Raw genomic sequence first — 25941 nt, forward strand, 5'->3', positions numbered from 1 at the left:
AACGGTTTAAGAAAGGCCCATTCCTCATCGCTCATCAAACCACGGATCAAGGTAGCCTCCTCAAAAACTACCATGAATCAGAACTTACGCGATTTGGGAATCCTCTTTGTCAACACAACCTAGGGGGATTTGACTTGGCAACTGAACAGAAGGCTGCGGCAGCGCCCGCAGAGGCGGCGGCTTCAGCCGCCAATTCGGAAAAGACTGCTCGTCGCAAGATACCTGGCGGGCTTCCTTACACCTCAAGCCCCGGGGTGCTGAAGAGGGTGTTGGAGAAGATTCCGACCTCCGAAAAGCCCGGCACGTTCAATACTGACTTTCTGGGGACCGTGATGGGGGCGACAGGCGGAGCCGCGCGGCCTATCATTCCCATTCTAAAAGCCACCGGCTTGCTTAATCAGACGGGCGCGCCGACCGAACTATATGCTCAGTTCCAGACGGACGCAGGCCGATCGGCCGCCGCACTTAAGGCGCTTCGTAACGGGTTTGCGGAGATCTTCAGGCGGAACCAATATGCACACAAAGCGGATGAAGCCGCGCTCGTTGACGTTATCGTGGCGATCACTGGTCTTCCCAAGAAGGAAGGGATTGTCCGTTACATCCTGAACACTTTCCAAGCCTTTCAGGATTACGCGAAGCAGGCGCGTGAGGATGGCAAGGCCGAAGACCTAAACGACGCTGGTCAGTCGCACGATTCCCCACCCCCGCCGCCCTCTGACCAGAATGGCGGTGGCAACGGGCGGCTTCAGCTTGCCTATAATATCAACGTGGTTCTGCCGGAGACGACGAACGTCGAGGTCTACAACGCCATCTTCAAGAGCCTCAAGGCGAACCTCTTGTCATGAGTGACCACACGGTCGAACTGTTCGTGCTCAAGTGCGCCGTCATAGAGGCAGGGTTGCGGACGACTTTGGCCGAGTATGACACCGCCCAGTCTCGTGGGCTTAGCCAGGCAGATAACGAGCAACTCGAACCCTTCATCAAGCAGTTCGATCTAGCAAACCGCAAGAACGCTGCTCACATGTCCCGCTACTACGAGATATTCTACCTTCTTGAGAACGACATCCGCCGTCTAATCGTAGAGACGATGGAATCGGCGCACGGTGCGAAATGGTGGGACACCCGCGTGCCACCCGGCGTCCTCGAGGAAGTGCGAAAGAATCGCGATCGGGAGGCGCAGGCTGCCGTGTCCGTCCGTTCAGAGGACGATATCGATTACACGACCTTTGGCCAGCTCGGAGACATTATCCGTGCCAACTGGTCCGATTTTGCGGGGATGCTCAGCAATCAGTCGGCGGTGTCTCGGGTGATGGCAGCGCTCAACATGCTGCGGGGAACGATCGCCCACTGCGGAGTTTTGGCAGAAGACGAGGTTGACCGCTTGAAGCTCGCGATCCGGGATTGGTTCAGGGTATTGGAAGGGCCGAAGAGCTGAGCGATCGCCGATCGGTAAAATCGAGCAAATTCGCGCGCGTTTTAAAAAGATGGCGACGCAGCCGGCATCGCCAAGAATTGACTGCTACCCCGACCCTATAACGGAGCGAGAAAGGGCACCCCATTGCTGAGGCGCCCTTCCCTTAGAGCATCCGGCCGATACTCGCGAACCACGAAGCCAGCAGGAGCATATTGCACCCGATGGCCAGACGGTACGAGGCACCGTTCGGCTTGCTGGCTTCGATAGTGAGGAACACCATAGTGTTCTCCTCTATCTCGCACCCGGACCCATGTCGTAGCCGACGGGGTGCGCTAGGCCAGCGTAGTGAGGTTTTTTCCGTTGGCCCGGGGGTGACCTCAAACACGCTTCGGCTATTTCGTGCTTAGGAGATGGCGAGCCGCAACTGCGGTTTCAAGCCGCCCGGCAGCTTTATTGTGTACTCTTACACTGCTCTTACACGACGCTTGCGGCCCTTGGGTAAGAGTGACCCCGTAGATGGGTAAGTTACTGTAAATGCTGAGGAAAGTGGTGGACGCACTAGGGCTCGAACCTAGGACCCGCTGATTAAGAGTCAGCTACTCCAAGTCGGGCGCTAACGTCTGAATCCGCCCCTTCTAATTGTGCCGCCCCCTCAAATCCGCTCCGCCTGCGCCACCGCATCGCTCGCGCGCAAGGCGCTGACAATCCGCGTCAGGTGCGCCAGATCGCGCACTTCGAGGTCCACCTCATAGGTGTGGAACGGGTTTTCGCGTTGGGTCATTTCCAGGTTCACCACGTTGGCGTGGTTCTTGGCAAAGATGCCGGCCATTTCCGCCAGCGTGCCGGGGCGGTTGTAAAGCTCGGCGCGCAGGCGGCCCACCGCGCCATCGGTGCGCGCGTCCCATGAAAGGTCGATCCAGTCGGCGTCCACCCCGTCGGCCAGCGTCATGCAGTCGATGGAATGCACTTCCACCCCCTTGCCGGGGCGGCGCAGGCCCACGATGCGGTCGCCCGGTACCGGGTGGCAGCAGTTGGCCAGCTTGAACGCCATGCCCGGCGTCAGCCCGCGCACCGCGATGGCGCGCTGCTGGCGCGGCCATTCCTCGCTGGCGGGCAGGTTTGCCGCGCTGCCGGGAACCAGCGCCTCCATCACCTGCCGGTCGTCGATCTTGGCGGCGCCGATGGCAACCATCAGGTCTTCCTCGCCGCCCATCTTCAGCCGCTTCACCGCATCGGCCAGCGCCTTCTTGCCGATCTTGCTGGGCAGCCGCTCGGCGATTTCCTCGTAAAGCTTGCGGCCGATCGCGGCCACTTCGGCGCGTTCCTTCTGTCGCACGAAGCGGCGGATCGCGGCGCGCGCCTTGCCCGTCACCACAAAGCCCAGCCATGAAAGCTGCGGCTCGGAATTGCGGCTCTTGATGATCTCCACCACGTCGCCATTGCCCAGCGGCGTGCGCAGCGGCACGTGGCGGCCGTTGATCTTGGCCCCCACCGCCTGCGCGCCCAGGTTCGTGTGCACGGCAAAGGCAAAGTCGATCGGCGTCGCGCCCTTGGGCAGCTGGAACAGCGCGCCCTTGGGGGTGAAGGCGAAGATGCGATCCTGGTAGATCGCCATCTTGGTGTTTTCCAGCAGCTCTTCGGGATCGTGGCTGGCGTCCAGGATCTCGATCAGGTCGCGCAGCCAGCCCACCTGCGCATCGGGCGGCACCCCGCCCTGCTTGTAGCTCCAGTGCGCGGCAAGACCGTATTCGTTGGTCTCGTGCATGTCCTTGGTCTTGATCTGCACTTCCACGCGCATGGCGTTGTTATAGATCAGCGATGTGTGCAGGCTGCGGTAACCGTTGATCTTGGGCGTGGAGATATAGTCCTTGAACCGGCCGGGGATCATCTGCCACGCGCGGTGCAGGATGCCCAGCGCGCGATAGCATTCGTCCTCGCTTTCGGTCAGCACGCGGAACGCCATGATGTCGGTGATCTGTTCGAAGCTGACATGCCGTTCCGCCATCTTGCGCCAGATGGAATAGGGGTGCTTCTCGCGGCCCGAAACTTCCACCTTCATGCCCGCTTCGGCCAGCACCTGCTTCACTTCCAGCGCGATGGCGCCAACCTGCGATCCTTCCTCGCTGCGGATCGCGGCCAACCGCCCGGTGATCGTGGCATAGGCTTCGGGCTCCAGCTGCTCGAAGGCCAGCAGCTGCATCTCGCGCATGTATTCGTACATGCCCACGCGTTCGGCCAGCGGGGCATAGATCTCCATCGTCTCGCGCGCGATGCGGCGGCGCTTGTCCTCGCTCTTGATGAAGTGCAGCGTGCGCATGTTGTGCAGCCGGTCCGCCAGCTTCACCAGCAGCACGCGCAGGTCTTCGCTCATCGCCAGCAGGAACTTGCGCAGGTTTTCGGCCGCGCGTTCGCTTTCCGTCATCGTCTCGATCTTGGAAAGCTTGGTCACCCCGTCCACCAGCCGGGCCACGTCGCCGCCAAACAGGCGCTCGATCTCTTCGGTGGTGGCCAGCGTGTCTTCCACCGTATCGTGCAGCAGCGCGGTGACGATGGTTTCCTGGTCCAGCTTCAGCTCGGTCATCAGGCCGGCCACTTCCACCGGATGGCTGAAGTACGGGTCGCCGCTGGCGCGTTTCTGGGTGCCGTGCTTCTGCACGGTATAGACATAGGCACGGTTCAGCATCGCCTCGTCCGCATCGGGATCATAGGCGAGCACACGTTCGACAAGTTCGTACTGGCGTAGCATCTGGACCCAAGATGGGAGAAACCGACCACATGCCGCAAGGCAAAATGGCATGGCGCACACGTTTCTTTCACGCCCGTGTTGCTATTGAGAGACCCGAAGCCGCTTGCGAGGTCGTAAATTGACAACGACTGAGATGGGGTTGAGATCGACTGACCGGGGGGTGAGCCGCTTTGAACGGGGTTGAAATGGGGCAGAACCGGCTGCAGCGCGCCCTTCATGCCGCGCGCAACGGCCACTGGCCCGATTCCGCACGGGTAAAGGGCTTTTCGGTCCTTTTCCTCATCGCCTGGGTGCCCATGCTGGCGAAGGTGTTCTTCGAGGCCACCGGGGGTGCCGGCAGCGATTTCCTCGCCTTCTGGGGCGCTGGCAGGATCCTGGCCGGCGGAAATCCCGCCAATGTTTACAACCTCTTGGCGGAACAGGCGGCGCAGGCTGCATCGGGCACCGGGCAACTCGTCGCCTATGTCAATCCGCCCCCCTACCTCTTCCTCGTCGCCCCCCTGGGATGGCTGCCCTATGTGGTTGCCTGGGTCGCCTGGGGCCTTGCCGGCTGGGCCGCGTGGTTCCTGGTGGCGCGCCGGATTGCGCCTGGACATGCTCTGGCGATCCTGGCTTCGCCGGTCGCCTATCTTGCCGCAAGTCACGGGCAGAACGGCTTTTTCACCGCCGCCCTGCTCGTCGGCGGGGTGCTGTTCCTGCCCAGAAAACCGTGGCTGGCCGGGGCCTTGTTCGGCGCCCTGATCATAAAACCGCACCTCGCCCTGCTGGTCCCCTTCTGGCTGCTGGCGGGGCGGCAGTGGCGGGCGATCGGGGGGGCGGCGATTTCCGCCATCGGTCTGTGCCTGCTGTCGCTGCTGGTGTTCGGGCCGGAAACCTGGGCCGCCTATCCGCAGAGCTTCCATGTCAGCCGGGTGCTGATGGCGCAGAGCGGGGGCGAATTCTTCGTGCGGATGTGCACGCCCTATGCCGCGGTACACGTGCTGGCGGGGCAGGCAATTGCCGTGGTGCTTCAGGGGTTTATCACGCTGGGCGGGATCGCCATCACGTGCCTGGCATGGCGGCGCAGCGCCGATGCGCAGGCGACCGGGGCGATGATGCTGGCCGCAACGGCGCTCGCCTCACCCTATCTGTTTTCCTATGATCTGGCGTTCCTGGTGCAGCCGGTGTTCTGGCTGGCCACCGAGGCACGGCGGACGGGCTGGCGGCCCTGGGAAAAACAGGCGCTGATCCTGCTGTGGCTGGCGCCACTGGCAACGCGGGCGGCGGCGCTGCCGCTGGGCATCAACCTGATGCCGCTGGCCGCCGCGGCGCTGCTGGCGCTGGTGTGGACCCGCCTCAGCCGGAAATGACCGGCTGCTGCCTGGCGCAATCAGCCGGCAGGATGCCGGCAAGGCGGGGATCGCGGAAGATCTCGACATAGCGGGCATAGGGCACGAAGCCCTGCGCCATGTAGAACGGCAGCGCGGTGGGGCCATCGAGCGTGCAGGTGTGGACCCACATCCGCCGCACCCCTTCCCCGCCCCATCCGAGCTGCAAGGCCTTGCGCATCAGCCACTTGCCCAGCCCCTTGCCCGTGGCGCCGGGGATGAGGCCGAAGAACGCGATCTCGCATTCGCCGGCCACGCGGAAATCAAGTTCGAGCATCCCCACTTCGACGCGGGCGCGATCGATGACGGCATGGAGCTGCACGGCCGGATCACGGATGATCCCCTCAAGCTCTTCGTCGCTTTTGGCCATGCGCGACCACCATAGCCATTGTGCGCCGACGCGGCTGTAGAGCAGGCGATACTTGGCCGCGCTGCAATCCTTCCAGCGTACCAGTTGCACCGGCACGTCGCCTTCGGGGACGAGGCGCTTCAGCCCGGCAGGCGGCGCGAGCATTTCGAGCGCGGTGACCACGCAGGCGAGATCGCCCGGGGCGACAGCGTGGTAACCTTCGGCAAGCGGGAGGGGATGATCGGGTATCATGCCGCGCGCATAGCAAGCGCGCGGCCGACTTTCACGACGAATCGATGTCAGGCCGCCTCGTGCTCGCCCGCATCGTTCGCCACAGGCACATCGTGCGAGAGGTATTCGATCATCTTCGAATAGGCTGTTGCGGTAAGATGGATGAAGGCGCGGCGCGCGTCCTTGGGATCGCTTTCCCGCACCACCAGCCCCTGGCTTTCCAGCACGGCGATCCAGCGCAAGGCGGTGGTGGCGGGCACGTCTGCGCCAATGCAGGCGCTGGTGACGCTGACCCGCTTGCCTTCCTTGGCAGCGATGAACAGATCGAGCAGCATGTCCCACGCCGGTTCCCCGAACAGCGACGGGTCAAACAACTTCGCACGACGACGGCGATCGGCATAGGCGCGGCGCGCCAGTTCAAGCCAGTGGGGATGGTCTTCCGGCAAAGCGGGCAGGCCCTGCCCGGCATCCGAAGTGCCTTCCGGCACGGCCGAGATGTGTTCGAGTTCCCGCGCAATGGCCAGAAGCTCGTTCGCGGATGCAATAAGTTTGCGCGCACGCAATCGCAGAATGTCGGTCGAGGTCACGGTCATTCCTGTCTAAGGGTCTTGCACCACCCATAGTCCATTTCCGACCGATCCGTGGTAATGTCACATACGGACAACTACCTATATGGTTCCAGCGCGTCGTGAAGGAACGGCGCAGAGACCGTTCAGCCCGCCGCCTCATCCGACACAAGCACCGTGCGCAGGTGATCGAGCGCTGCCTGCAAATGTGCTGCCAGCAGCAAGTCACCCATCTCGGCGACCCGCGTGGCCATCTGGTCCAGATCTCCGGCAAACTGTCGATAAACCGACTTCCGCTCCGCTCCCATCTTTCCCTCGTCCATAGTTCGCATCCCCTTTGCGGATTTGGCCAGATCGACCCCTCAACCTGACGCCGCAATTTTGCTTCAAAATGGTGTTTTTAATTCAGCCAATCAGGCTTCTCGCACCCAACTGACAGAACAGCCTATATGGGCGGAGTTTCTACTATTTACCTTGCGCTGGGTTACGCAGCATCTCTTTTCGCACATGCGGAAAAAAATGGCGAGAAATCGTTTGTCTTGGCGCGGTTCCGAACCGGGACGCCTGTCCTAAATGACTGCAGACAAACCAAAATAAAACACTTGTCACACAAACATACGTAGCGCAGGCAAACCTTTGCTAACGTTAGTGAGCGTTAACTATCTGGGAAGGGTGCCGCCTGGCCCCAAGGGGCAAATTGCAAAGAACCAGCGAGATTCGGTCAGCTCCAGACGGCTTCCGGCGGCAGGCTCATCAGGATGGCGTCGATATTGCCGCCGGTCTTGAGGCCAAACAGCGTGCCACGGTCATAGACGAGGTTGAATTCGGCATAGCGACCGCGCCACTGCAGTTGCTGCAGCTTTTCCGCATCGCTCCAGGCCATTCCCATGCGACGGCGCACCAGCATGGGGAATACGGCGAGGAAGGCCTCGCCCACATCACGCGTCAACGCGAAGTTTGCTTCGAAACCGGCATCATCGGCGCATTCGAGGTGATCGTAGAAGATGCCGCCCACACCGCGATGCACCTTGCGGTGGGGAATATAGAAATAGTCGTCTGCCCAGGCCTTGAAGCGCGGGTAGTATTCCGGATGGTGCCGGTCGCAGGCGGCCTTGTAGGCGGCGTGGAAATCGGCCGTGTCCTCGTCATAGGGTATTGGCGGGTTGAGATCGCCGCCTCCGCCAAACCACGCCTTCTGCGTGGTGAGGAAGCGGGTGTTCATATGCACCGCGGGCACATGCGGATTGGCCATGTGCGCCACCAGGCTGATCCCGGTGGCGGTGAAGCCGGGATTATCGGCACTGGCCCCGTTGATCGAACCGGCGAATTCCTTTGAGAATGCGCCGCCCACGGTAGAGACGTTGACGCCTACCTTTTCGAACACCTTGCCCTTCATCAGGCCCTGCACGCCGCCGCCCCCGTTCTCGACCGGCTCACCCTCATGCTCGCGCTGCCACGGGGTGTAGGTGAAGCTGGCGTCACTGCCCGCTTCGCGCTCGATCGCCTCAAACTCGGCACAGATCCTGTCGCGCAGCGATTCGAACCAGGTGCGGGCACGGGCGGTATGCGGGGTCCAGTCGGTCATCGGGCAGTCATCCTCTCGTCCCGCCGGACTTGCCAAGCAATTCGCCTTCCGGCAAGGGGCAGGCATGGTTCCCGTTTCGTTCGCCCCCTTTGCCTTTCATGGGCAGGAATTCCGACTCGGCACGTCGTCCGCGCTGTTCTGGGCAGAGGAGAACGCGCTGCTGGTGGCGGACCTTCATCTTGAAAAGGCCAGCTTCTTTGCCCGCACCGGGCAGATGCTGCCACCGTATGACAGCCGGGAAACGCTGGCCCGCCTTGCGGCTGCGCTGCGCGAAACCGGCGCGCGCCGGGTGTTCTGCCTGGGGGATAACTTTCACGATGCCGATGGTCCTTCACGGCTGGAACCACACGCGGCCGGGATGCTTGATGCGCTGGCCCGCGCGACTGACTGGGTGTGGATCACCGGCAACCACGACGAAAAGGGCGCCGATGGAAAGCGCCCAGCCCCTGGCGCTTACCTGCCCGAACTCGCCACGCGCGGCCTTGTGCTGCGCCACCATGCGCAGCGGGGCGAGGCGCGACCCGAGCTTTCCGGCCATTTCCACCCGCGCCTGCGCGTGACCGCGCGGGGCCGGCGCATTGCCCGCCCTTGCGCCGTGGCCAGCGATACCCGGCTGGTGCTGCCCGCGTTCGGCGCGCTGACCGGGGGGATGGATGCAGCGCACCCGGACCTGCTGGCCGCGCTGCAGCCGGCCAGCGCGATCGACGCGCTGGTGCCTGCTGCGGGGCGCGTGGCGCGCTTCCCACTTTGGCGAGCTGCTTGATTATAAGACCCAGATTCACCATCTGGTGACCAAGGCCCTTTATTCGCGCCGCCATTATGGTATGTGCGCGCCCAAAGCCGCATTTTATCGAAAACCGCAGGAGAAAGCACAATAGCCCCCCCACCCCGGCGCATGATGGCGCCCCCCGTCAAGAGCGGACCCCGCTATAACCAGATGATCAACGTGCCGAAGGTGCGCGTGATCGATGAGAATGGCGAAAATCTCGGCGTGATGTACACGCGTGAGGCCATCGAGCAGGCGGCCGAAGTCGGCCTCGATCTCGTCGAAGTCTCTCCCAATGCCGATCCGCCGGTCTGCAAGTTCCTCGACGTGGGCAAGTTCCGCTACGAAGCGCAGAAAAAGGCCAATCTTGCCCGCAAGAGCCAGAAGACGCAGGAGATCAAGGAGATCAAGATGCGTCCGAACATCGATGACCACGATTACGACACCAAGATGCGTAACGTGGTGAAGTTCATCGGTGAAGGCGACAAGGTGAAGATCACCCTCCGCTTCCGCGGGCGCGAGCTTTCGCACCAGCAGCTGGGCATGAACCTGCTGCGCAAGGTGCAGGACGATGTGGCCGAGATCGCCAAGATCGAAGCCTTCCCCCGCATGGAAGGCCGCCAGATGCTGATGGTTCTTGCGCCCAAGTGAGCGCGAGGCATCCCAGCTGACGACGAGAAGGGCGCCTGCGGGCGCCCTTTTTCGTTTCGCCTTCCTTTTCGTGCATGGCACTTGAGCGGGCACGGCGCTGTGATAGGCTTGCGCCCCATGATCCCGCACCACCTGACAGCCGCCTTCGCGGCCTCCGCCCTGCTTGCCGGCAGCCTTGCCCTTCCCAGCGCCGCACATGCGGAGCTGGCCGTTGGCGCAAAGGCGCCCGACTTCACCACGCAGGGCGCGCTGGCGGGCAAGGCCATGCCGGTTGCCCTCCACGCCTTGCTGCGCAAGGGACCGGTGGTGCTCTATTTCTATCCCAAGGCCTTCACCCAAGGCTGCACGCTGGAAGCGCACGCCTTTGCCGAGGCGACCGACGAGTTCCGCAAGGCCGGGGCCACCGTGCTCGGCATGTCGAACGACGACATCGACACGCTGAAGAAGTTTTCCACCGCCGAATGCCGAGACAAGTTTGCTGTGGCGGCTGCCAGCCCGGCAGTGATCAAGGCCTACGACGTGGACCTGCAGCGCGATGGCAAGTCCACCGGCTACACCAAGCGCACCAGCTATGTGATCTCGAAGAGCGGCAAGGTGACCTTCGTCCACTCTGACATGGATTACAGCCAGCATGTGTCCATGACGCTGGCAGCGGTGAAGAAGCTGGCGAAGTAGGTTCATTCACCACCATCCAGCGTTGCCCGGGCCGCAAGCGGCCAAGTCTTTCCTTCCTTCACGACGGAGCAAGGATAGCGCAGCTTGCCGGCGCAACCCGCTTGCGCAGCGTGGATGGGGTGAAGCCCGCCACAGCACGTCCACCCTTTACATGCCGGGCGGCTCCGCTAAGCGGCTCGTTCGTTTTCGTGAGTTTGGAGAGTATCCGCCATGCGTGCCGAAGGGCAGGCCCATATCGACCGCATCAACGCCGCGCTGGCGCTGGTGCGCAAGTTCCTCGACTGGGACCGCGCCGTGCGCCGGCTCGACGAGCTGAACGCGCGCGTCGAGGACCCCAAGCTGTGGGATGATCCCAAGAAGGCCGAGGAAGTGATGCGCGAACGCCGCCGGCTGGAAGCAGCGGTGGGTGCGGTCAACCAGATCGGCCAGGAAATGGCCGACGCCATCGAGTTCATCGAACTGGGCGAGATGGAGGGCGATGAAGCCACCATCGACGAGGGGCTGGCCACGCTTGCCGCGCTGGCCGAACGCGCCGACAACGACAAGATCCAGGCGCTGCTGGCGGGCGAGGCCGATGCCAACAACGCCTTCCTCGAAGTGCATGCCGGCGCCGGCGGCACCGAGAGCCAGGACTGGGCGGAGATGCTGCAGCGCATGTATACCCGCTGGGCCGAACGCCATGGCTACAAGGTGGACCTGGTGGATTACCACGCGGGCGAAGCGGCCGGGATCAAGAGCGCAACGCTGCTGATCAAGGGCGATTACGCCTATGGCTATGCCAAGACGGAAAGCGGCGTGCACCGGCTGGTGCGGATCAGCCCCTATGACAGCTCCGCCCGGCGCCACACCTCGTTCAGCTCGGTCTGGGTCTATCCCGAGATCGACGACAACATCGAGGTGGAGATCAACCCGGCGGACCTGAAGATCGACACCTATCGCGCTTCGGGCGCGGGCGGGCAGCACGTGAACACCACGGACTCCGCGGTGCGCATCACCCACGTGCCGACCGGGATCATCGTGGCCAGCCAGAACGACCGCAGCCAGCACAAGAACCGCGCCACCGCGATGGGCATGCTGAAGGCGCGAATCTATGAGGCCGAACTGGCCAAGCGCGAGGCGGCCGCCAGCGGCGAATATGCGGCCAAGACCGAGATCGGCTGGGGCCACCAGATCCGCTCCTATGTGCTGCAGCCCTACCAGCAGGTGAAGGACCTGCGCACCGGGGTGGTTTCCACCAACCCGACCGAGGTGCTCGACGGCGCGCTCGATCCATTCATGGCGGCGGCGCTTTCGCAGAAGGTGACGGGCGAGAAGGTCGACGTTTCGGACGACGATTGAGCCGGGCGGGCGGGACAGTGGATTTTTCCGCTTCGCGCCCTGCACTCTTTCGCTTCATCTCAATGTGGCTTAAGTCGTTCAGCGTCGGGTAATATGCCGTGGTGGGCGCGTCAGGCGCCCGATCGGGAAAAGGGTTCTGGGCCGCTGGCCGGGGTTTGCGCCGGGCGGTCGTGTGTTGAAAGTGGTGTATGTCTGTTTTCAAGGGTTTGAAGCCGATCCTGTACGGTGGCCGTGAAGTCTGGCCGCTGGTCGAGGGTGGCAAGGGTGTCGCCGCGACCAACCACATGAGCTCGGGCGCATGGGCCGCGGCCGGGGGAATCGGCACGGTCAGCGCGGTGAACGCCGACAGCTATGACGCCGAGGGCAAGATCGTCCGGCAGGTCTATGAACAGCTTACCCGCAAGGAACGCCACGAACAGCTGATCCGCTATGCCATCGACGGCGCGGTGGAGCAGGTGCGCCGCGCCTATGACATCGCCGGCGGCAAGGGTGCGATCAACATCAACGTGCTGTGGGAAATGGGCGGCGCGCAGGCGGTGCTGGAAGGCGTGCTGGAAAAGACCCGCGGCCTGGTTACCGGCGTGACCTGTGGCGCGGGCATGCCCTACAAGCTTTCGGAAATCGCGGCGCGGTTCAACGTCAACTACCTGCCGATCGTATCGTCGGGCCGCGCGTTCCGTGCGCTGTGGAAGCGGGCCTATCACAAGGTTTCGCACCTGCTGGCGGCGGTGGTCTATGAAGACCCGTGGCTGGCCGGCGGGCACAACGGCCTGTCGAACGCCGAAGACCCGCGCAAGCCGGAAGACCCCTACCCCCGCGTGAAGGCACTGCGCGACACGATGCGCGCCGAAGGCGTTTCGGATGACGTGCCGATCGTGATGGCGGGCGGGGTGTGGTACCTGCGCGAATGGAACAACTGGATCGACAATCCGGAGCTTGGCGCCATTGCCTTCCAGTTCGGCACGCGCCCGCTGCTGACCGAGGAAAGCCCGATCCCGCAGCCGTGGAAGGACCACCTGCGCACGCTGGAGCCGGGCGACGTGCTGCTCCACCGTTTCTCACCCACCGGGTTCTACTCCTCGGCGGTGCGCAATCCGTTCCTGCAATCGCTGGAAGCGCGCTCGGAACGCCAGATCCCCTATTCGCGGGTGGCGGCGGGCGAACACACCGCGCAGCTGGACGTTGGCGTGCGGGGCAAGAACTTCTGGGTCACGCCGGGCGACCTCGCCCGCGCGCGCGAATGGTTTGGCGCAGGGTTCACCCATGCGCTGCGCACGCCCGACGATACCATGGTCTTCGTCACCCCTTCGGAACGCGACGAGATCCAGCAGGACCAGAAAGACTGCATGGGCTGCCTGTCGCACTGCGGATTTTCGTCATGGAAGGACCATGATGATTACACCACGGGCCGCCTGGCCGATCCGCGCAGCTTCTGCATCCAGAAGACGCTGCAGGACATCGCGCACGGCGGCGACATCGATCAGAACCTGATGTTCGCTGGCCACGCCGCCTACCGCTTCAAGCAGGACCCGTTCTATTCGAACAACTTCACTCCCACGGTGAAGCAGTTGGTCGATCGCATCCTGACCGGCGATTGAACGCGATCCGCCGAGGCGGCGTTAACCACGCCGCAGCGATTGCAAGGCCGGACGGGATCATCCCTCCGGCCTTTCGTTTATCCGCCGCTCACCTTCGTTGCGATCGTTGCTCAGCCCGCCTTGATGGCGGCACCCCACTCCATCCACCCGGCAAAACGCGGCATGCCTTCCATGTAGACGCCCTGCGGCTGATCAAGCTGGAAGCCTCCGGCGGCCACGCTTTCCCTGACCGGGCGGGTCAGGTGGCAATTGCCCATCGCGCGCTTCCACAGCGGTTCGATCCGCGCCTGGAAACGCGCCACCTTTGCATCGGGGGCGCGACCATGCTCCAGGAACAGCAGCCGCCCGCCGGGCTTCAGGACCCGGCGCAGTTCGGTCAGCACCCGCGCCGGATCGTCAACCGAACACAGGGTGTAGGTGCACACGGCGGTATCGAAGCTGTCGCTGGCAAACGGGAGATCCTCGCCCACGCCCTCGCGGATATCCGCCACCCAACCGCGCTTTTCCGCCTCACCGCGGGCGTAGTCGAGCAGCTTTCCTGACGGGTCGACGCCACTGAACGAGGTGACGGCCCCGGCATCATAGAACCGCTGGTTCAGCCCGCCGCCACAGCCAAGCTCGAACACCGCGCCGGTTGCAGCCGGCACCACCTTGGCGCGCATCTCCATGATCGCATCCGATCCGCATGCCGCGCGGATCACCCGCGGCAGCACATGCCGATCCCACAAAGCACCTATCATCACCGCCCCCACCTGCTGTTCTTCAGCAGAAGGTGCCGGAGGGTGGATCGCACTGCAAGACCATCAACTAAAGTTTCAAATTTCACTCTCATTAGTCGTTTCTTAAGCCCTAAGGGGTATTACCAATGACACTCATCCGGACATCCAAAAAGGGGTGAGTGGCGCCGGGGGGGCGCCATCTCAGGAGACGAAAGATGAATGTTTTCAAGAACCTGTTCCGCAACGAAGACGGCGCCACCGCTATCGAATACGGCCTCATCGCCGCTCTGATCGCCGTAGCAGCGATCACTGCGATGGGTTCGCTCGGCAACTCGCTCTCCAACACGTTCTCGCTCGTGTCGAACGACATGAACAACGCGCAGGACGGCACGTTCTAATCATCTGATCGCGGCTTCAGTCTCCGCGTAAGAACAGGGCGGGGGGCTTCGGCTCCCCGCCCTTCTCTTTGTCATTTGCGGCCTTTGGCACCACGCATGCTGCACGAGAAGAAACAGCAACAACGATTCGGTAACTACACTTATCGTTCGGAAACCCGGTCTTCGGCCCGCTGCGCGTAGGGAACGCTCCGATATCTTCGGACAGGTGGGTTCTATGACAATCTCCGTTTCTCTACGACTTTCCCTTGGCGCATCGACGGTCGCCCTTGTCGTCGCGGCATTGCCGGGCATGGCCTGGGCCAACGATACGGCACCAGCGAAGACCGCCTGGGAAGCCAATCGTACGATCGACGACAACGCAGCCGTAACGACCGGCGTGGCCAAAGCGCGCGATCCACTGAACAGCGCGACATCGACCAGCGCGATCAAGGAACGCGATGTCAGCACCCTCGCCCCTGCCTCGTTGGCCGAGCTTCTTCGCAACGTGCCCGGCATCCGCACCGAGGCTGGCACAGGCATCGCCAACAACAGCTATACCGTGCGCGGCCTGCCACTGGTCAACGCTGGGGCCAAGTATCTCCAGTTGCAGGAAGACGGCCTTCCGGTTCTGGAATTCGGCGACTTCTTTGTTGCGCCATCAGACATCTTCGTGCGGGTGGACCTCAGCGTCGCCCAGGTTGAATCGATCCGCGGCGGATCGGCTTCCACCTTCGCCTCCAACGCGCCCGGTGGCGTGGTGAACCTCGTTTCCAAGACCGGCGAGGTCGAAGGCGGATCGATCCAGGCATCGGCCGGGGTCGATTTCGACACCAATCGCATCGACCTCGATTACGGCGGGCAGCTGGGTGGCGGATGGCGTTTCCACGTTGGCGGCTTCTATCGCCAGGGCGAAGGACCGCGCCGTGCCGGGTATGACACGCTGAAGGGTGGGCAGGTGAAAGCCAATATCACCCGGCAGTTCGACAACGGCTACATCCGCTTCAACATGAAGCTGCTCGATGACCGTTTTCCCTATTACTTCACCTATCCGGTGGGCGTGAGCGGCACCAACGACAACCCGAAGTTCACCAGCGTGCCGGGTTTCGATGCGGTGCGCGACACGGCGCAATCACGCTATCTCACGACCCGGCTTGCGCCTGGCTATAACGGTGCGATCACGACCGACAACATGCATGATGACATGCGGGCCAAATCGAAGACCTTCGGCGTGGAAGGCCAGTTCACGCTTGGCGGCTGGACGCTGACCGAGCGCTTCCGCTATTCCAACAATTCCGGTGTGCTGCTTCAAGTGGTGCCTGTTGCCGTGGGCCAGGCGGCGGATATCGCCGAGATGCTGGCAGGCCAGCCGGGCAATGTCCTGACTTATGCCACCGGGCCCAAGGCAGGGACGGTGATCAATCCGGCCAACCTCAACGGCAACGGCCTGCTCACCGCAACCGGGCTCTATCGGGCGGGCATCAACAGCATGGACATCGTGACCAATGACTTCCGCGCCAGCAGGGTGTGGCAGGTTGGCGGTGGTGCGTTGACCACGACGGCGGGCATCTACAAGTCGCTGCAGGACCTGAACACGACCGAAGGCATGACGACGGTGGTGCAGGATGTGGTGGGGCATGGCCAATCCGCCCTGGTCGACATCACCCGTGCAGATGGCACTGCTGCGACGCAGCGCGGCGTGAGCGGCTATGGCTTCCTCGGCCTTCCCGGCGTTTCGCGGTATGCCGACGTGCGATATGACATCACCGCGCCCTATGCCTCGTTCAATTTCCAGAAGGGCAAGTTCGCGCTGGGTGGTTCGATCCGCTTTGACGCCGGCAAGGTGCGCGGCACCGGGGTGGATGACCAGACGACCCGGGCGCAGGACATGAACGGCGACGGGGTGATCGACCTCAACGGACCCGAAGCGGCGGTGCCGTTTGTCGATCCGGCGGCAGCATGGCCGCTCAACTACAACTATCACTACGTGTCCTATTCGACCGGTCTGAATTACCGCGTTGCCGAAGCGCTTTCGGTGTTCGCCCGGTACAGCCGTGGCGCAAGGGCCGGCGCAGACAGCGTGGTGTTCTCTGCAGCGCTGGATCGCGCAGCGGGCACGCTGCTGGACCGGAGCGCAGGCTATGACCCGGTTCGCCAGCTGGAAGGCGGCTTCAAGTATCGCTCGGGCGGGATCATGGTGAACCTGACCGGGTTCCTGGCGAAGACGCGCGAGACGAACACCCAGATCTACAACGACGAAAACGGCAACCAGGTATTCGGCGTGGTGCAGCGGTCCTATCGCACCTATGGCGCTGAACTGGAAACGCGCTTCCGCCACGGGCCGTTCAGCCTGTCCGCCAATGGCACGCTGGCCGGTGGCAAGATCACGGCGGCAAACGATCCTGCCGTCGTGGGCAAGAAGCCGCGCCACCAGGCCGGTCTGGTCTACAGCGTGATCCCGCAGTACGAGACCGACCTGTTCACCGTGGGCGCCAATGTGACCGGCCAGACCTCAAGCTTCTCGCAGGACGTGAACCAGCTGAAAATGCCGGGTTATACCCTGGTCGGCCTGTTCGCGCAGGTTCGGCCAATCGATCGGCTGGTGCTGGGCGTGAATGCCGCCAACGTGTTCAACAAGATGGCCTTTGTCGACATCGGCGACGCCACGATCCCGGCTTCGGGCGTAGCGCTGGCCCGCACGCTGACCGGACGGACGATTACCGCATCGGCCCGCGTGTTCTTCTGACAAAAAAATCAAAGCGGCGGGGCGCTGCACCTGCGATGCGCCCCGCCGCCTTGATTGATCATCTCAATAGTTCCACTGCACCTGCGTACGCAGGATATCGCCCTTGGCGCGGCCAGTGCGGCGTTCATCCGCTTCCGCCCGGTTGACGTTCGCCCACGAGAAGGTGAACTCCAGCTCCTTGAGCGGCAGCCATTCGACGCCGAGTTCGTATTCGTCCGTCTCCAGACGGGGCGCGTTGACCGAAACCTTCCAGCCGCCACGATAATGCTGCCAGCGGGCAAACGGCATGATCTGGCCGATCGGGCTTTCCTTGATGCGGCCCAGCGCCATGACATAGCCGCCGGTGGACCGGCTGGAACGGATGGTGCTGGTCGCGCTGTCCCACTGCGGCCCCTTGCCCCAGGTCCATTCAGCCTGGAAGCCGATTGGCCTGGGATAGAGCATGGCGTGGAAGCCGATGTGATCGTCCTGGTATGATTCGGTGGAGACACCGCCTGCCCGGATCTCGGGACGGAACTTGTTCTTCAGCCCATAGACGCCGATTTCGGCCACCTGCCCCTTGAACGCATCGCCCAGACCATCAAGCCGGAACGGCATGGTGGCCATGGCCACGGTCATCAGCCCTTCGGTCTTTTCGACGCGGTTGGTGCCCTGACCGTTGAAAACCCCCACGCCGAATGCGCCGTAGTTCCCGAACAGCTTCTGCCCATCATGGCTGAGCTCGTCCCAGATCTTCTGGATCGAAGGCGGGGTATAATAGGCGACAACGCCCAGATCGCGCTCGCCGGGAACAGGCGCGTTGATCGCATCGGTGCGATCGAGCGGCAGGCGGTTGGACGAGCTTTGGAGATTTTCCCAGCCGAACGGCACCTTCGACTGGCCCAGCCGGACCTTGAGCGTCTTGTGCTTGTCGAGATAGAGATCGGCATAGGCATCGCGCAGCTGGAAGAAGTTCTGCCGCGGTTCATTGGCCGACTGGTTGTTGACCGCGCCGGCGAAATCACCCTGCAGATAAAGCGAGACGCGGTCCGAGAGATCCCCCTGCACCACCAGACGCGCGCGGCGGATTGAGAAGTTGCCGGTGTCGTTGATGCCGGAATCCTGCACGGACCGGATGCGCGCAAGGCCGGAAGCGGCGTTCTTGGGCCCGGAGACGATCTCGTTCAGGCGCAGCTGGGTGTAACCGCGCAGCTGGAGTTTTTCATACCATGCCTTCTTGGGGGCGGCGGGCTTGGCCGACGCGGCGACTGGCGCCGGCACGGTCGCCGGTGCAGCGGCGAGCTGGACCGGGGCCGCAGCAGCGGATGAGGCGGCGGGCGCGAGGGGCGTTGCGGCCGGGGTTGCAGCAGCCATCCCCGCCGGAGCACGCTCAGCCTGGAGCGTGCGGACGATGGCGCGCAGCTCATCTACCTGCCGCTGAAGATCGGCGATGCGCGCGTCATCGCGCTCCGACGCAAAGGCAGCCTGTGGGGCACCCACGAAAACACTTGCGGCAAGCGCCGCACGAAAAGCCCTGGAAAAGGTCACAGGTCGGTCCCCCGCTGTTGATGAGCAGGCCGACTAAGACATTTTTATGACACTTATGTGACTTTCAACTTGCCTGATTGTGACGAATTTCCACTCAGGGGTCAGGCGGGTTGTTGGCGACGAGGAACTTGCCCATCGCCTGAAGCATGGCGAGGCGGTCCGCGGCGCGGGTGAAGTAGTGGTCGGCTTCGGGAAGGCGGAGGAATTCCACGTTCTTGCCCGCTGCGCGCATACGGTCTTCCATCAGGGCGGACTGGCCGAAATCGACCGTAACGTCCTGCTTGCCGTGGATCAGCAGAAGCGGCGCCTTGATGTTCTGCACGAAGTTGGCGGGGGAAACGGCGGTGAAATCGGGCGTCATCTTCTTCCAGTCGTCGGCAAACTTGCCGCCCATTGAGTAACGCCCGAAATCGTTGACCTCGCGCCGCAGGCTGGCAACCCCTGAGATCGAGATGGCGCAACGATAGAGATCGGGATCGCGGGCAATGCCCCACATCGCCGCATAACCGCCATAGGATGCGCCCACGATGCAGGCCCGCTTGGGATCGGCCAGGCCTTTCCTGACCGCCCAGTTCAGCGCGTCGACCAGATCGTCCTGCATGGCCAGGCCCATCTGTCCTTCCCCGCGACGGGTGAATTCCGTGCCATAGCCAGTGGACCCGCGGAAATTGGGCTGGATCACCAGATAGCCGAGGTTGGCGACATATTGCGCCATGTAATCCCATTCGGGACGGTCCTGCGCCCAGGGACCGCCGTGGGGCATGATGATGACCGGCAGGTTCTTTTCGGCGCGATCCTTCGGACTGGTCACGACCGCTTCGATCGAAAGATTGTCTCGCGCGATGTACCGTTCGGTACGCACGGGGGCCATGCGACCGGCTTTGATCGCATCGCTGAAATAGCCGAGCCGCTGCATCCGGCCGTCCTGAGCGTCGTAGTAATAGAGAATGCCCGGCGTGTCGGCGCGCGCGAGCGCGACGAGCATGGCGTTGCGCCCGTTTGCCATGCTGACGATCCTGGCACGTTGGCCGGGAACGGCCTTGTCCAGCGAATCCTGCGTTTCCTTCACCAGCGGATCCAGCCAATGGACCTGACCATCGCTGGTGGAAAGGCCGACGACCGATTTGCCATCGTCGGATACGGTAACCCGGTTGATCTCCACCCCGGCAGGCGCATCGAACAGGGTGCGGACGTCCTGCTGGGTGGTGAGATCCACCTCGACCAGGGCTTCACCGTTGTCATCGCGCGTTCGGGTGATCACGGCATGGTTGGTGCCGGGCACGAACAGGATCGGGCTCAGCAGGCTCTCGTTCTTGCGGGTGTTGGCGCGATCGATTTCCTTGAACCCGCTGCCTTGCCCTTCTCCGCGATACAGCAGCCGGAAGGTACGCTGCTGATCGCTGTAATATTCACCGGTGCGCACAGTGCCGGATGCATCGGCCGCCCAGTTGCGCACGCCGGTCCGGGGGTTCATCGCCACCTTCTGCTTGCCGGTGGCCACATTCACGCGGAACACGCGCGGGTAGAACTCAAGCTCGTCGAAGATCGAGTTCTGCGCAGCGACGAGGATTTCCGGGCGGTTGTCCGGCGCGATCCAGATGACGTCTGCCGCGTCCTGCCCCATGCGGTCCCACAGGATCTTGGTCATCTTCCCGGTCTTGCGATTGAGCGCGACGAGCCGGCTCACATAGGCTTTCTCCCCCATGTAGAGGGGGATAAGCGCCGTGAGATGGATGACGAGGTCATCGTTACCCGCCCACAGGACCCAGTCGGCCTGCGATTCCTCGCTGACAGACAGCAGCGCAGGCTTTTCGGCGGGATCGAACAAGGACTGGATCGCGATGACCTGCTTCCCGCCAATGGGAAACTTGCCGGCGATATGCTGCCCGTCAGGCGAAATCGTCGCGTCCTCATAAGCCGGCAGGGCGGCAAAGGCTTCGGCTCCCAAAGGCGCGGCCTTGGCCGAAGGTGCAGGTTGGGGAGAAACCTGCTGACCGAAGGCAGGAACGGAGAACGCGGCCGCAAGCGCGGCAAGACTGACAAGCGAACGATTCAATGGGCCCCCCCGAATGTCTGGTGCAATGCTTGCCCATGGCGCCCGCCAATGCAAACGCAACTGCAGCCAATGCGGCAAGGAAGGCGGACGCGCTGGCCGCAGCCCTTCAAACACCCTGACCTTTCGAACCCCTTGCCCCGCGTGCTGCAATCGCTAAGGACGACTCAAGCAAAAGACCCTGAGGGAATGAACATGGCGACCTTCACCCTGCCCAAGAATTCCAAGATCACCGGCAAGGCGCGGCATCATGCGGCGGCAACCAGCGGGCGGATCCAGAAATTCAAGGTCTATCGCTATGACCCCGACAGCGGCGAGAACCCGCGTTACGACACCTTTGAGATCGACCTGGACCAGTGCGGCCCGATGGTGCTTGATGCGCTGATCAAGATGAAGGGTGAGCAGGATCCGACGCTGACGTTCCGGCGGTCTTGCCGCGAAGGCATCTGCGGATCGTGCGCGATGAACATGAACGGTCGCAATGGCCTTGCCTGCACCACCGCGATCGAGGACCTGAAGGGTGAAATCCGCATCACCCCGCTGCCGCACATGCAGGTGATCAAGGATCTCGTTCCCGATTTCACGCACTTCTACGCGCAGTACGCCAGCATCCGCCCGTGGCTGCAGACCGTTTCGCCCACGCCTTCGGGCAAGGAGCGCCTGCAGAGCCCGGAACAGCGCGAGAAGCTGGACGGCCTGTATGAGTGCATCCTGTGCGCGTGCTGCAGCACTTCGTGCCCCAGCTACTGGTGGAACAGCGACAAGTTCCTTGGCCCGGCAATCCTGCTGCAGGCCTATCGCTGGCTGGCTGACAGCCGCGACGAGATGACTGGCGAGCGGCTTGACGAGTTGGAAGATCCGTTCCGCCTCTATCGCTGCCATACCATCATGAACTGCGCCAACGTGTGCCCCAAGGGCCTGAGCCCGGCGCGCGCGATTGCCGAGATCAAGAAGATGCAGGCCGAACGCGCGATCTGACGCGCGTCTGGTAAGGAACGTCGGCGTGGGTGAACCGAAGACAGGCTTTGTTTTCGAGCCCGCGCCCCATGCGCCAGGCTGGCACACCTGGAACCTGGCGGACGACAGCCGGTTCAACGGCCAGACGTTGGGATCGACCCTGGTCCGGCTGGAAGAACTGCCTGGCGGCAAACAATGCCTGCGCTTGCGAATGAACGCGGAGCGACGGCACAGCAATGTGATGGATGCGGTGCATGGCGGGGTTACGCTGGCGCTGATCGACGTTTCGCTGTTCGCAGGCTTCCGCTTTCTGCTGGATGGCGATGCGGCTGGTGCGGTGACTCTGGACCTTTCGACCCAATTCATTGGCGCAGGCAAGATCGGCCAACCGATGGATGCAGTGGTTGAAGTGCTGCGGGAAACCCGGCGTCTGGTGTTCCTGCGCGGAATCGTCGAGCAGGATGACACGATGGTGGCCGCATTCAGCGGAACCATTCGGAAGCCTTCCGCCTCATGACGCATGTATCCCAACGCTACGCCGCACTTGTGACGGCTGGCGAGCTGAAACCTGATCCTGAACAGGCTGCGGCTGCGCAGCAGCTTGACCGGTTGCAGCAGGAGCTGGAGCAGCCAACGCCCAAAGCGGGTCTCATGGACCGACTGCTGGGCCGCAAGGCCCCTCCTCCACCGCGCGGCATCTACATGTGGGGTGGGGTGGGTCGCGGCAAGTCCATGCTGATGGATCTGTTCCACGACAACCTGCAGATCGCCGCCAAGCGGCGGGCACACTTCCATGAATTCATGCTGGATGTGCATGCGCGCCTGCGCGAAGAGCGCAAGAAGGAAGGCGGCGATCCGATCCTGCCAGTGGCGGCGCAGATCGCGCGAGAATGCCGCGTGCTGTCGTTCGACGAAATGGTGGTGAACAACAGCGCGGACGCCATGATCATGAGCCGGCTGTTCACCGCCCTGATCGTGGACGAAGGCGTTACGGTGGTGACAACGTCAAATCGCGCGCCGGCCGAACTCTACAAGAACGGGCTAAACCGCGAACACTTCCTTCCCTTCATTGCATTGGTGCAGGATCGGCTGGATGTGCTGGCGCTGAACGGACCAGTCGATTACCGGCTGGAACGCATGCGCGGCGTGGGCACCTGGCACGTGCCGGTCGGGCCTGAATCGACCGCCAAGGTGCGCGAGGCGTTCTTCCGCCTGACCGACTTCGAGCCCGAGGACAGCGCCCACGTGCCCAGCGCGGAGTTGGACGTTGGCGGTGGACGGATGCTGCATGTGCCGAAGAGCCTGAAGGGCGTGGGCGTGTTCAGCTTCAAGCGGCTGTGCGCGGAGGCGCGCGGCGCAGCGGACTACCTGGCGATTGCGCGCAATTACCACACTGTGATCGTGGTTGCGATCCCGCAGTTGGGAGCGGAGCGACGCAACGAGACCGCGCGCTTCATCACGCTGATCGATGCGCTGTATGAGCACAAGGTCAAGCTGATCGCCACCGCCGATGCAGAGCCCGATGCGCTTTACGACACAAGCTCGGGCGGCGACGACGAAGGCCGCTTCATGTTTGACCGCACTGTCAGCCGCCTGCTGGAAATGCAGAGCCAGGACTATCTGGCGCTGGGCCACGGCGAAGACTGAAAGCCGCAATCCGGCACCGAGTTAACGATTCCCGCTGGCGATTCGTCATGCTGCTCCGTTCGGGACCGCCCTTTGCTAGACAACAAGAAAGCCCCGGCAGCAGAGTGCTGACGGGGCTAATCTGTTACCTCTAAATCCGCCGAAAACCGGGGTTTAATCCTGTTTCAACGGATCGGGCCCTTCATCTTCAAGCGAAGAAGAAGAAGAGGTCGACCACCTTTCCAAGACGCCACATAATTGCCTCCATCCACGGTTGCATGGACGGAAGTATCATTAATGGCCTTGGTTAACAAGGATTAACCAACTCCAGTTTGGCGTTGGAGCGAGGCATCGTAGGCTTGTTCAAAAACGGCGAAGGGCTGCGGTTTTCCGAGCAGATAGCCCTGCGCATGATCGCACCCGAGCTGGCGCAGCACGTGGAAAGTGGCCTCGTCCTCGATCCCTTCGGCCACCACCGACTGCCCCAGGGCATGGGCAAGCCCGATGGTGCTGCCAACGATTGTCCTGTCCCGATTCGAATCGAGCAGGCGGGAGATGAACCGGCGGTCGATCTTGAGTTCGTCCGAGGGAAGGTCCGCCAGATAGGCGAGGCTGGCTTCACCGGTGCCGAAATCGTCGATCGAGAGGCGAAAGCCCATCTGGCGCAACTGGGTAAGGTTGTGGCACGCGGCAGGGCGATTGCGCACGCTCGAGGTTTCCGTGATCTCGATGGTCAGCAGGCTGGGATCGATCCCGCGCCGTTTCACGATCTCGGCAAAGTTGGTGACCAGTTCCGCCTTGTCCACCATCTGCGCAGAAAGGTTCACACTCATCTGGAAACGCGGGCCGCGCGCATTGAGCGCAAGCGCGGCGGTGATCGCCTGTTCCAGCACCCAGTACGTCAACGCATCGATCCGTCCCGCGCGTTCTGCCTGCAGGATGAAGGCATCGGGCGCAATCGGTCCGCGCAGGGGATGGTCCCAGCGGATCAGGGCCTCTGCCCCGCAGATGGTGCGGCTGGCAATGTCCCACTGCGACTGGAACGCCAGCCAGATCTCGCCATTGCGCAGGCCTTCGTCGATGCGCGCGTGAAGCGACAGTTCCCAGGGCGCATCGGTCAGGCGCTGCGCCTCGAACAGCTCGATCGCGCGGCCGTTGGACAGCGCCTCGTTCGCACTGGCCAGGGCGGAATTGACGCGGGTGAGCGGATCAAGCCCTTCGTTGCGGTCTATGCCGAAGTGGATGTTGGTATCGAACGTGTGGCTGCCAATCTGCAGCGGCGCGGAAAAGAGGGCGCGCAGCCCTTCGAGATGGCTGAACTGCACGTCGAGCGGACGTGCCTCATCCGTCCAGGCGAAGTGGCCGCCATCACTGTGATAGATCTCGTCAGACCCCGTGCCTACCGAGATGCGTCGGGCGATCTGCACCGCAAACTCGCCGTGCAGGTCCTGCGGCAGGGTGGCAAGGATCTCTTCATAACGCGCGATGGCGGCCACGATCACATCGTGGCCGACATCGATGGGCTTGTCTGAGAACGCCAGCAGGTTGGGCAGGCCCGACGCGCTGGTCAGCTTGATACGCCGACTGCGCAGTTCCCACAGGCGAAGGCCCCCATAGACCAGCATCATCAGCCATGCGCAATCGGGCGGGGCAACGATGCCGACATAGCGCAGTGCGATGGGGGTGACAAACGTCAGGGTAACGGCTCCGGCGATGACAGCAGCGGCCCGCAACCCACGCTTGCGCTGTGCATAGGCGATGAAGCCAGCGCAAATCAGCAGAAGCGGGATGGTGGCGAACGACAGATCGTTCCAGAAAGCGAAGGAGACCGGCTTTTCAAGCCCTGCGGCACCAGCCAGATCAACGAATATTTCCGGTTCGAAGCCGTGACCGTAGTAATGCGCAAGTGGGGTACGCTTCAGCGGGGTGACGATGACCGTCTTGCCTTCAATCGAATCGCGATCAAAGTGGCCTTGGGCAAGTTCCTCTGCATCGACGACGCGGACCTGTGAAGGATCGAGCGTGTAATCCGGGTAGTACCGGCTTTCCAAGCCAGAGCTGACGCCGGAGATTGCCGAGGCGAGCGTCTGGTAAGTACCACTGGACCATTTGAGGACATAGGGCGCAACGATCGCGCAGGACGCATAGTTGCTCCACCATGCCGACACGACAACCTGCGCATTGCCCACGATGGAAACGGGCGGAATCTTGAAGCGCGATTCCTTGAACTGGTCGAACGAGCCCGAACGGGCGACGAAAGCGACCTTTTCCTTGTAGGCGGCTACCGCGCGGGCAAGCTCGCGGTCCCCTTCCGGATTGGCGCCCACGGCGATTTCGGTGTCGAGGAAGACCTTGCGCGGGTTGCCATAGGCCAGGCGATCGAGCAACTGCGCCTGCTGCGCCGTGGTGATGCTGTCAGGCTGGCCGACATCGACAAGGACGATGTTGGGCGCGCCATGCGAAGGCGCGATCTTGAAAACCTGGGCCCAGTAGATCTGGCTGATCGGTTCACCAATGCCGATCAGCGCGCCAACAAGCGCGATCAGCAGGGATATACCCAATGGTGTCCGCAATATACGTCGCATTGCCCCGGCGCCGTGGTTACGCTTTGGGCTTAGGGCGAAATGGTTACCATCGGCTTAAGTGGGTTACG

The 25941-nt window shown here is 62.8% G+C and carries 22 protein-coding genes and 1 tRNA gene; 13 read left to right on the forward strand and 10 right to left on the reverse strand.

The annotated features are described in order from the left end of the window. Positions 1–845 (forward strand): DUF5343 domain-containing protein (locus POM99_RS03310; RefSeq protein WP_277275384.1); only part of this gene is annotated, 845 nt, incomplete at its 5' end. Next, positions 842–1435 carry a Swt1 family HEPN domain-containing protein gene (locus POM99_RS03315; protein WP_277275385.1) on the forward strand — a complete coding sequence of 198 codons (594 nt, stop codon included), beginning with the start codon at positions 842–844 and terminating at the stop codon, positions 1433–1435. The genes POM99_RS03310 and POM99_RS03315, both read left to right, overlap by 4 nt. A gap of 526 nt (positions 1436–1961) precedes the next feature. On the opposite strand, the gene POM99_RS03320 is transcribed toward POM99_RS03315, so the two are convergent. Both POM99_RS03320 and POM99_RS03325 read right to left on the reverse strand, forming a co-directional pair. Next, positions 1962–2046: transfer RNA gene (locus tag POM99_RS03320), tRNA-Ser, on the reverse strand. 20 nt (positions 2047–2066) lie between these two features. Then, complete coding sequence (locus POM99_RS03325) at positions 2067–4160, reverse strand: RelA/SpoT family protein (protein ID WP_277275386.1); 2094 nt, start codon at positions 4158–4160, stop codon at positions 2067–2069. A 170-nt stretch (positions 4161–4330) separates the two neighbouring features. On the opposite strand from POM99_RS03325, the gene POM99_RS03330 reads away from it, so the two are divergent. Next, positions 4331–5509 carry a glycosyltransferase family 87 protein gene (locus POM99_RS03330; protein WP_277275387.1) on the forward strand — a complete coding sequence of 393 codons (1179 nt, stop codon included), beginning with the start codon at positions 4331–4333 and terminating at the stop codon, positions 5507–5509. Here POM99_RS03330 and POM99_RS03335 read toward each other — a convergent pair. The 4 genes from POM99_RS03335 to hemF all read right to left on the reverse strand — a co-directional run bounded on the left by POM99_RS03335 (position 5496) and on the right by hemF (position 8258). Then, complete coding sequence (locus POM99_RS03335; protein ID WP_277275388.1) at positions 5496–6128, reverse strand: GNAT family N-acetyltransferase; 633 nt, start codon at positions 6126–6128, stop codon at positions 5496–5498. The two genes, POM99_RS03330 and POM99_RS03335, sit on opposite strands and share 14 nt — an antisense overlap. Positions 6129–6175: 47 nt before the next feature. Beyond that, positions 6176–6700 carry a winged helix DNA-binding protein gene (locus tag POM99_RS03340; RefSeq protein WP_277275389.1) on the reverse strand — a complete coding sequence of 175 codons (525 nt, stop codon included), beginning with the start codon at positions 6698–6700 and terminating at the stop codon, positions 6176–6178. Positions 6701–6819: 119 nt separating this feature from the next. Beyond that, positions 6820–6996: a hypothetical protein gene (locus POM99_RS03345; protein WP_277275390.1), complete on the reverse strand. Its 177-nt coding sequence runs from the start codon at positions 6994–6996 to the stop codon at positions 6820–6822. Between the two features lie 398 nt (positions 6997–7394). Continuing rightward, positions 7395–8258: an oxygen-dependent coproporphyrinogen oxidase gene (gene hemF / locus POM99_RS03350; RefSeq protein WP_277275391.1), complete on the reverse strand. Its 864-nt coding sequence runs from the start codon at positions 8256–8258 to the stop codon at positions 7395–7397. Positions 8259–8322: 64 nt separating this feature from the next. On the opposite strand from hemF, the gene pdeM reads away from it, so the two are divergent. The 5 genes from pdeM to POM99_RS03375 all read left to right on the forward strand — a co-directional run bounded on the left by pdeM (position 8323) and on the right by POM99_RS03375 (position 13286). Then, positions 8323–9021, forward strand: coding sequence for a ligase-associated DNA damage response endonuclease PdeM (pdeM, locus tag POM99_RS03355; protein ID WP_277275392.1), 699 nt, complete (start codon positions 8323–8325; stop codon positions 9019–9021). 132 nt (positions 9022–9153) lie between these two features. After that, positions 9154–9675, forward strand: coding sequence for a translation initiation factor IF-3 (infC, locus tag POM99_RS03360; RefSeq protein WP_039335224.1), 522 nt, complete (start codon positions 9154–9156; stop codon positions 9673–9675). A 117-nt stretch (positions 9676–9792) separates the two neighbouring features. Next, complete coding sequence (locus POM99_RS03365; protein ID WP_277275393.1) at positions 9793–10350, forward strand: peroxiredoxin; 558 nt, start codon at positions 9793–9795, stop codon at positions 10348–10350. A gap of 210 nt (positions 10351–10560) precedes the next feature. Beyond that, positions 10561–11688, forward strand: a complete 1128-nt coding sequence (gene prfB / locus POM99_RS03370) for a peptide chain release factor 2 (protein ID WP_277275394.1) — start codon at positions 10561–10563, stop codon at positions 11686–11688. A gap of 188 nt (positions 11689–11876) precedes the next feature. After that, entirely contained in the window at positions 11877–13286 is a 1410-nt protein-coding gene (locus POM99_RS03375; RefSeq protein WP_277275395.1) for an NAD(P)H-dependent flavin oxidoreductase, read from the forward strand. Positions 13287–13396: 110 nt separating this feature from the next. On the opposite strand, the gene POM99_RS03380 is transcribed toward POM99_RS03375, so the two are convergent. Continuing rightward, positions 13397–14026: a class I SAM-dependent methyltransferase gene (locus tag POM99_RS03380; RefSeq protein ID WP_277275396.1), complete on the reverse strand. Its 630-nt coding sequence runs from the start codon at positions 14024–14026 to the stop codon at positions 13397–13399. A 194-nt stretch (positions 14027–14220) separates the two neighbouring features. On the opposite strand from POM99_RS03380, the gene POM99_RS03385 reads away from it, so the two are divergent. Next, positions 14221–14403, forward strand: a complete 183-nt coding sequence (locus tag POM99_RS03385; protein WP_277275397.1) for a Flp family type IVb pilin — start codon at positions 14221–14223, stop codon at positions 14401–14403. Positions 14404–14617: 214 nt separating this feature from the next. Continuing rightward, positions 14618–17125 (forward strand): TonB-dependent receptor domain-containing protein, encoded by a 2508-nt coding sequence (locus POM99_RS03390; RefSeq protein ID WP_277275398.1) that lies wholly within the window; start codon positions 14618–14620, stop codon positions 17123–17125. Between the two features lie 63 nt (positions 17126–17188). On the opposite strand, the gene POM99_RS03395 is transcribed toward POM99_RS03390, so the two are convergent. Both POM99_RS03395 and POM99_RS03400 read right to left on the reverse strand, forming a co-directional pair. After that, a complete protein-coding gene (locus POM99_RS03395; RefSeq protein WP_277275399.1) occupies positions 17189–18604 on the reverse strand; it encodes a porin in 1416 nt (471 codons plus the stop codon). Positions 18605–18746: 142 nt separating this feature from the next. Then, positions 18747–20708 carry an alpha/beta hydrolase family protein gene (locus POM99_RS03400; protein ID WP_277275400.1) on the reverse strand — a complete coding sequence of 654 codons (1962 nt, stop codon included), beginning with the start codon at positions 20706–20708 and terminating at the stop codon, positions 18747–18749. Positions 20709–20900: 192 nt separating this feature from the next. Here POM99_RS03400 and POM99_RS03405 point away from each other — a divergent pair, with 192 nt between their 5' ends. The 3 genes from POM99_RS03405 to zapE are packed head-to-tail and all read left to right on the forward strand — an operon-like array spanning position 20901 to position 23309. Beyond that, positions 20901–21683 carry a succinate dehydrogenase iron-sulfur subunit gene (locus tag POM99_RS03405; protein ID WP_277275401.1) on the forward strand — a complete coding sequence of 261 codons (783 nt, stop codon included), beginning with the start codon at positions 20901–20903 and terminating at the stop codon, positions 21681–21683. 25 nt (positions 21684–21708) lie between these two features. Next, positions 21709–22179 (forward strand): PaaI family thioesterase, encoded by a 471-nt coding sequence (locus tag POM99_RS03410; protein WP_277275402.1) that lies wholly within the window; start codon positions 21709–21711, stop codon positions 22177–22179. Next, complete coding sequence (zapE, locus tag POM99_RS03415; protein ID WP_277275403.1) at positions 22176–23309, forward strand: cell division protein ZapE; 1134 nt, start codon at positions 22176–22178, stop codon at positions 23307–23309. Before POM99_RS03410 ends, zapE begins: the two co-directional genes overlap by 4 nt. Before the next feature lie 296 nt (positions 23310–23605). On the opposite strand, the gene POM99_RS03420 is transcribed toward zapE, so the two are convergent. Continuing rightward, entirely contained in the window at positions 23606–25849 is a 2244-nt protein-coding gene (locus POM99_RS03420; protein WP_277275404.1) for an EAL domain-containing protein, read from the reverse strand. Positions 25850–25941 lie beyond the last annotated feature (92 nt).

The organism is Novosphingobium cyanobacteriorum, from assembly GCF_029436685.1.
Classification (GTDB): Bacteria; Pseudomonadota; Alphaproteobacteria; order Sphingomonadales; family Sphingomonadaceae; genus Novosphingobium; species Novosphingobium cyanobacteriorum.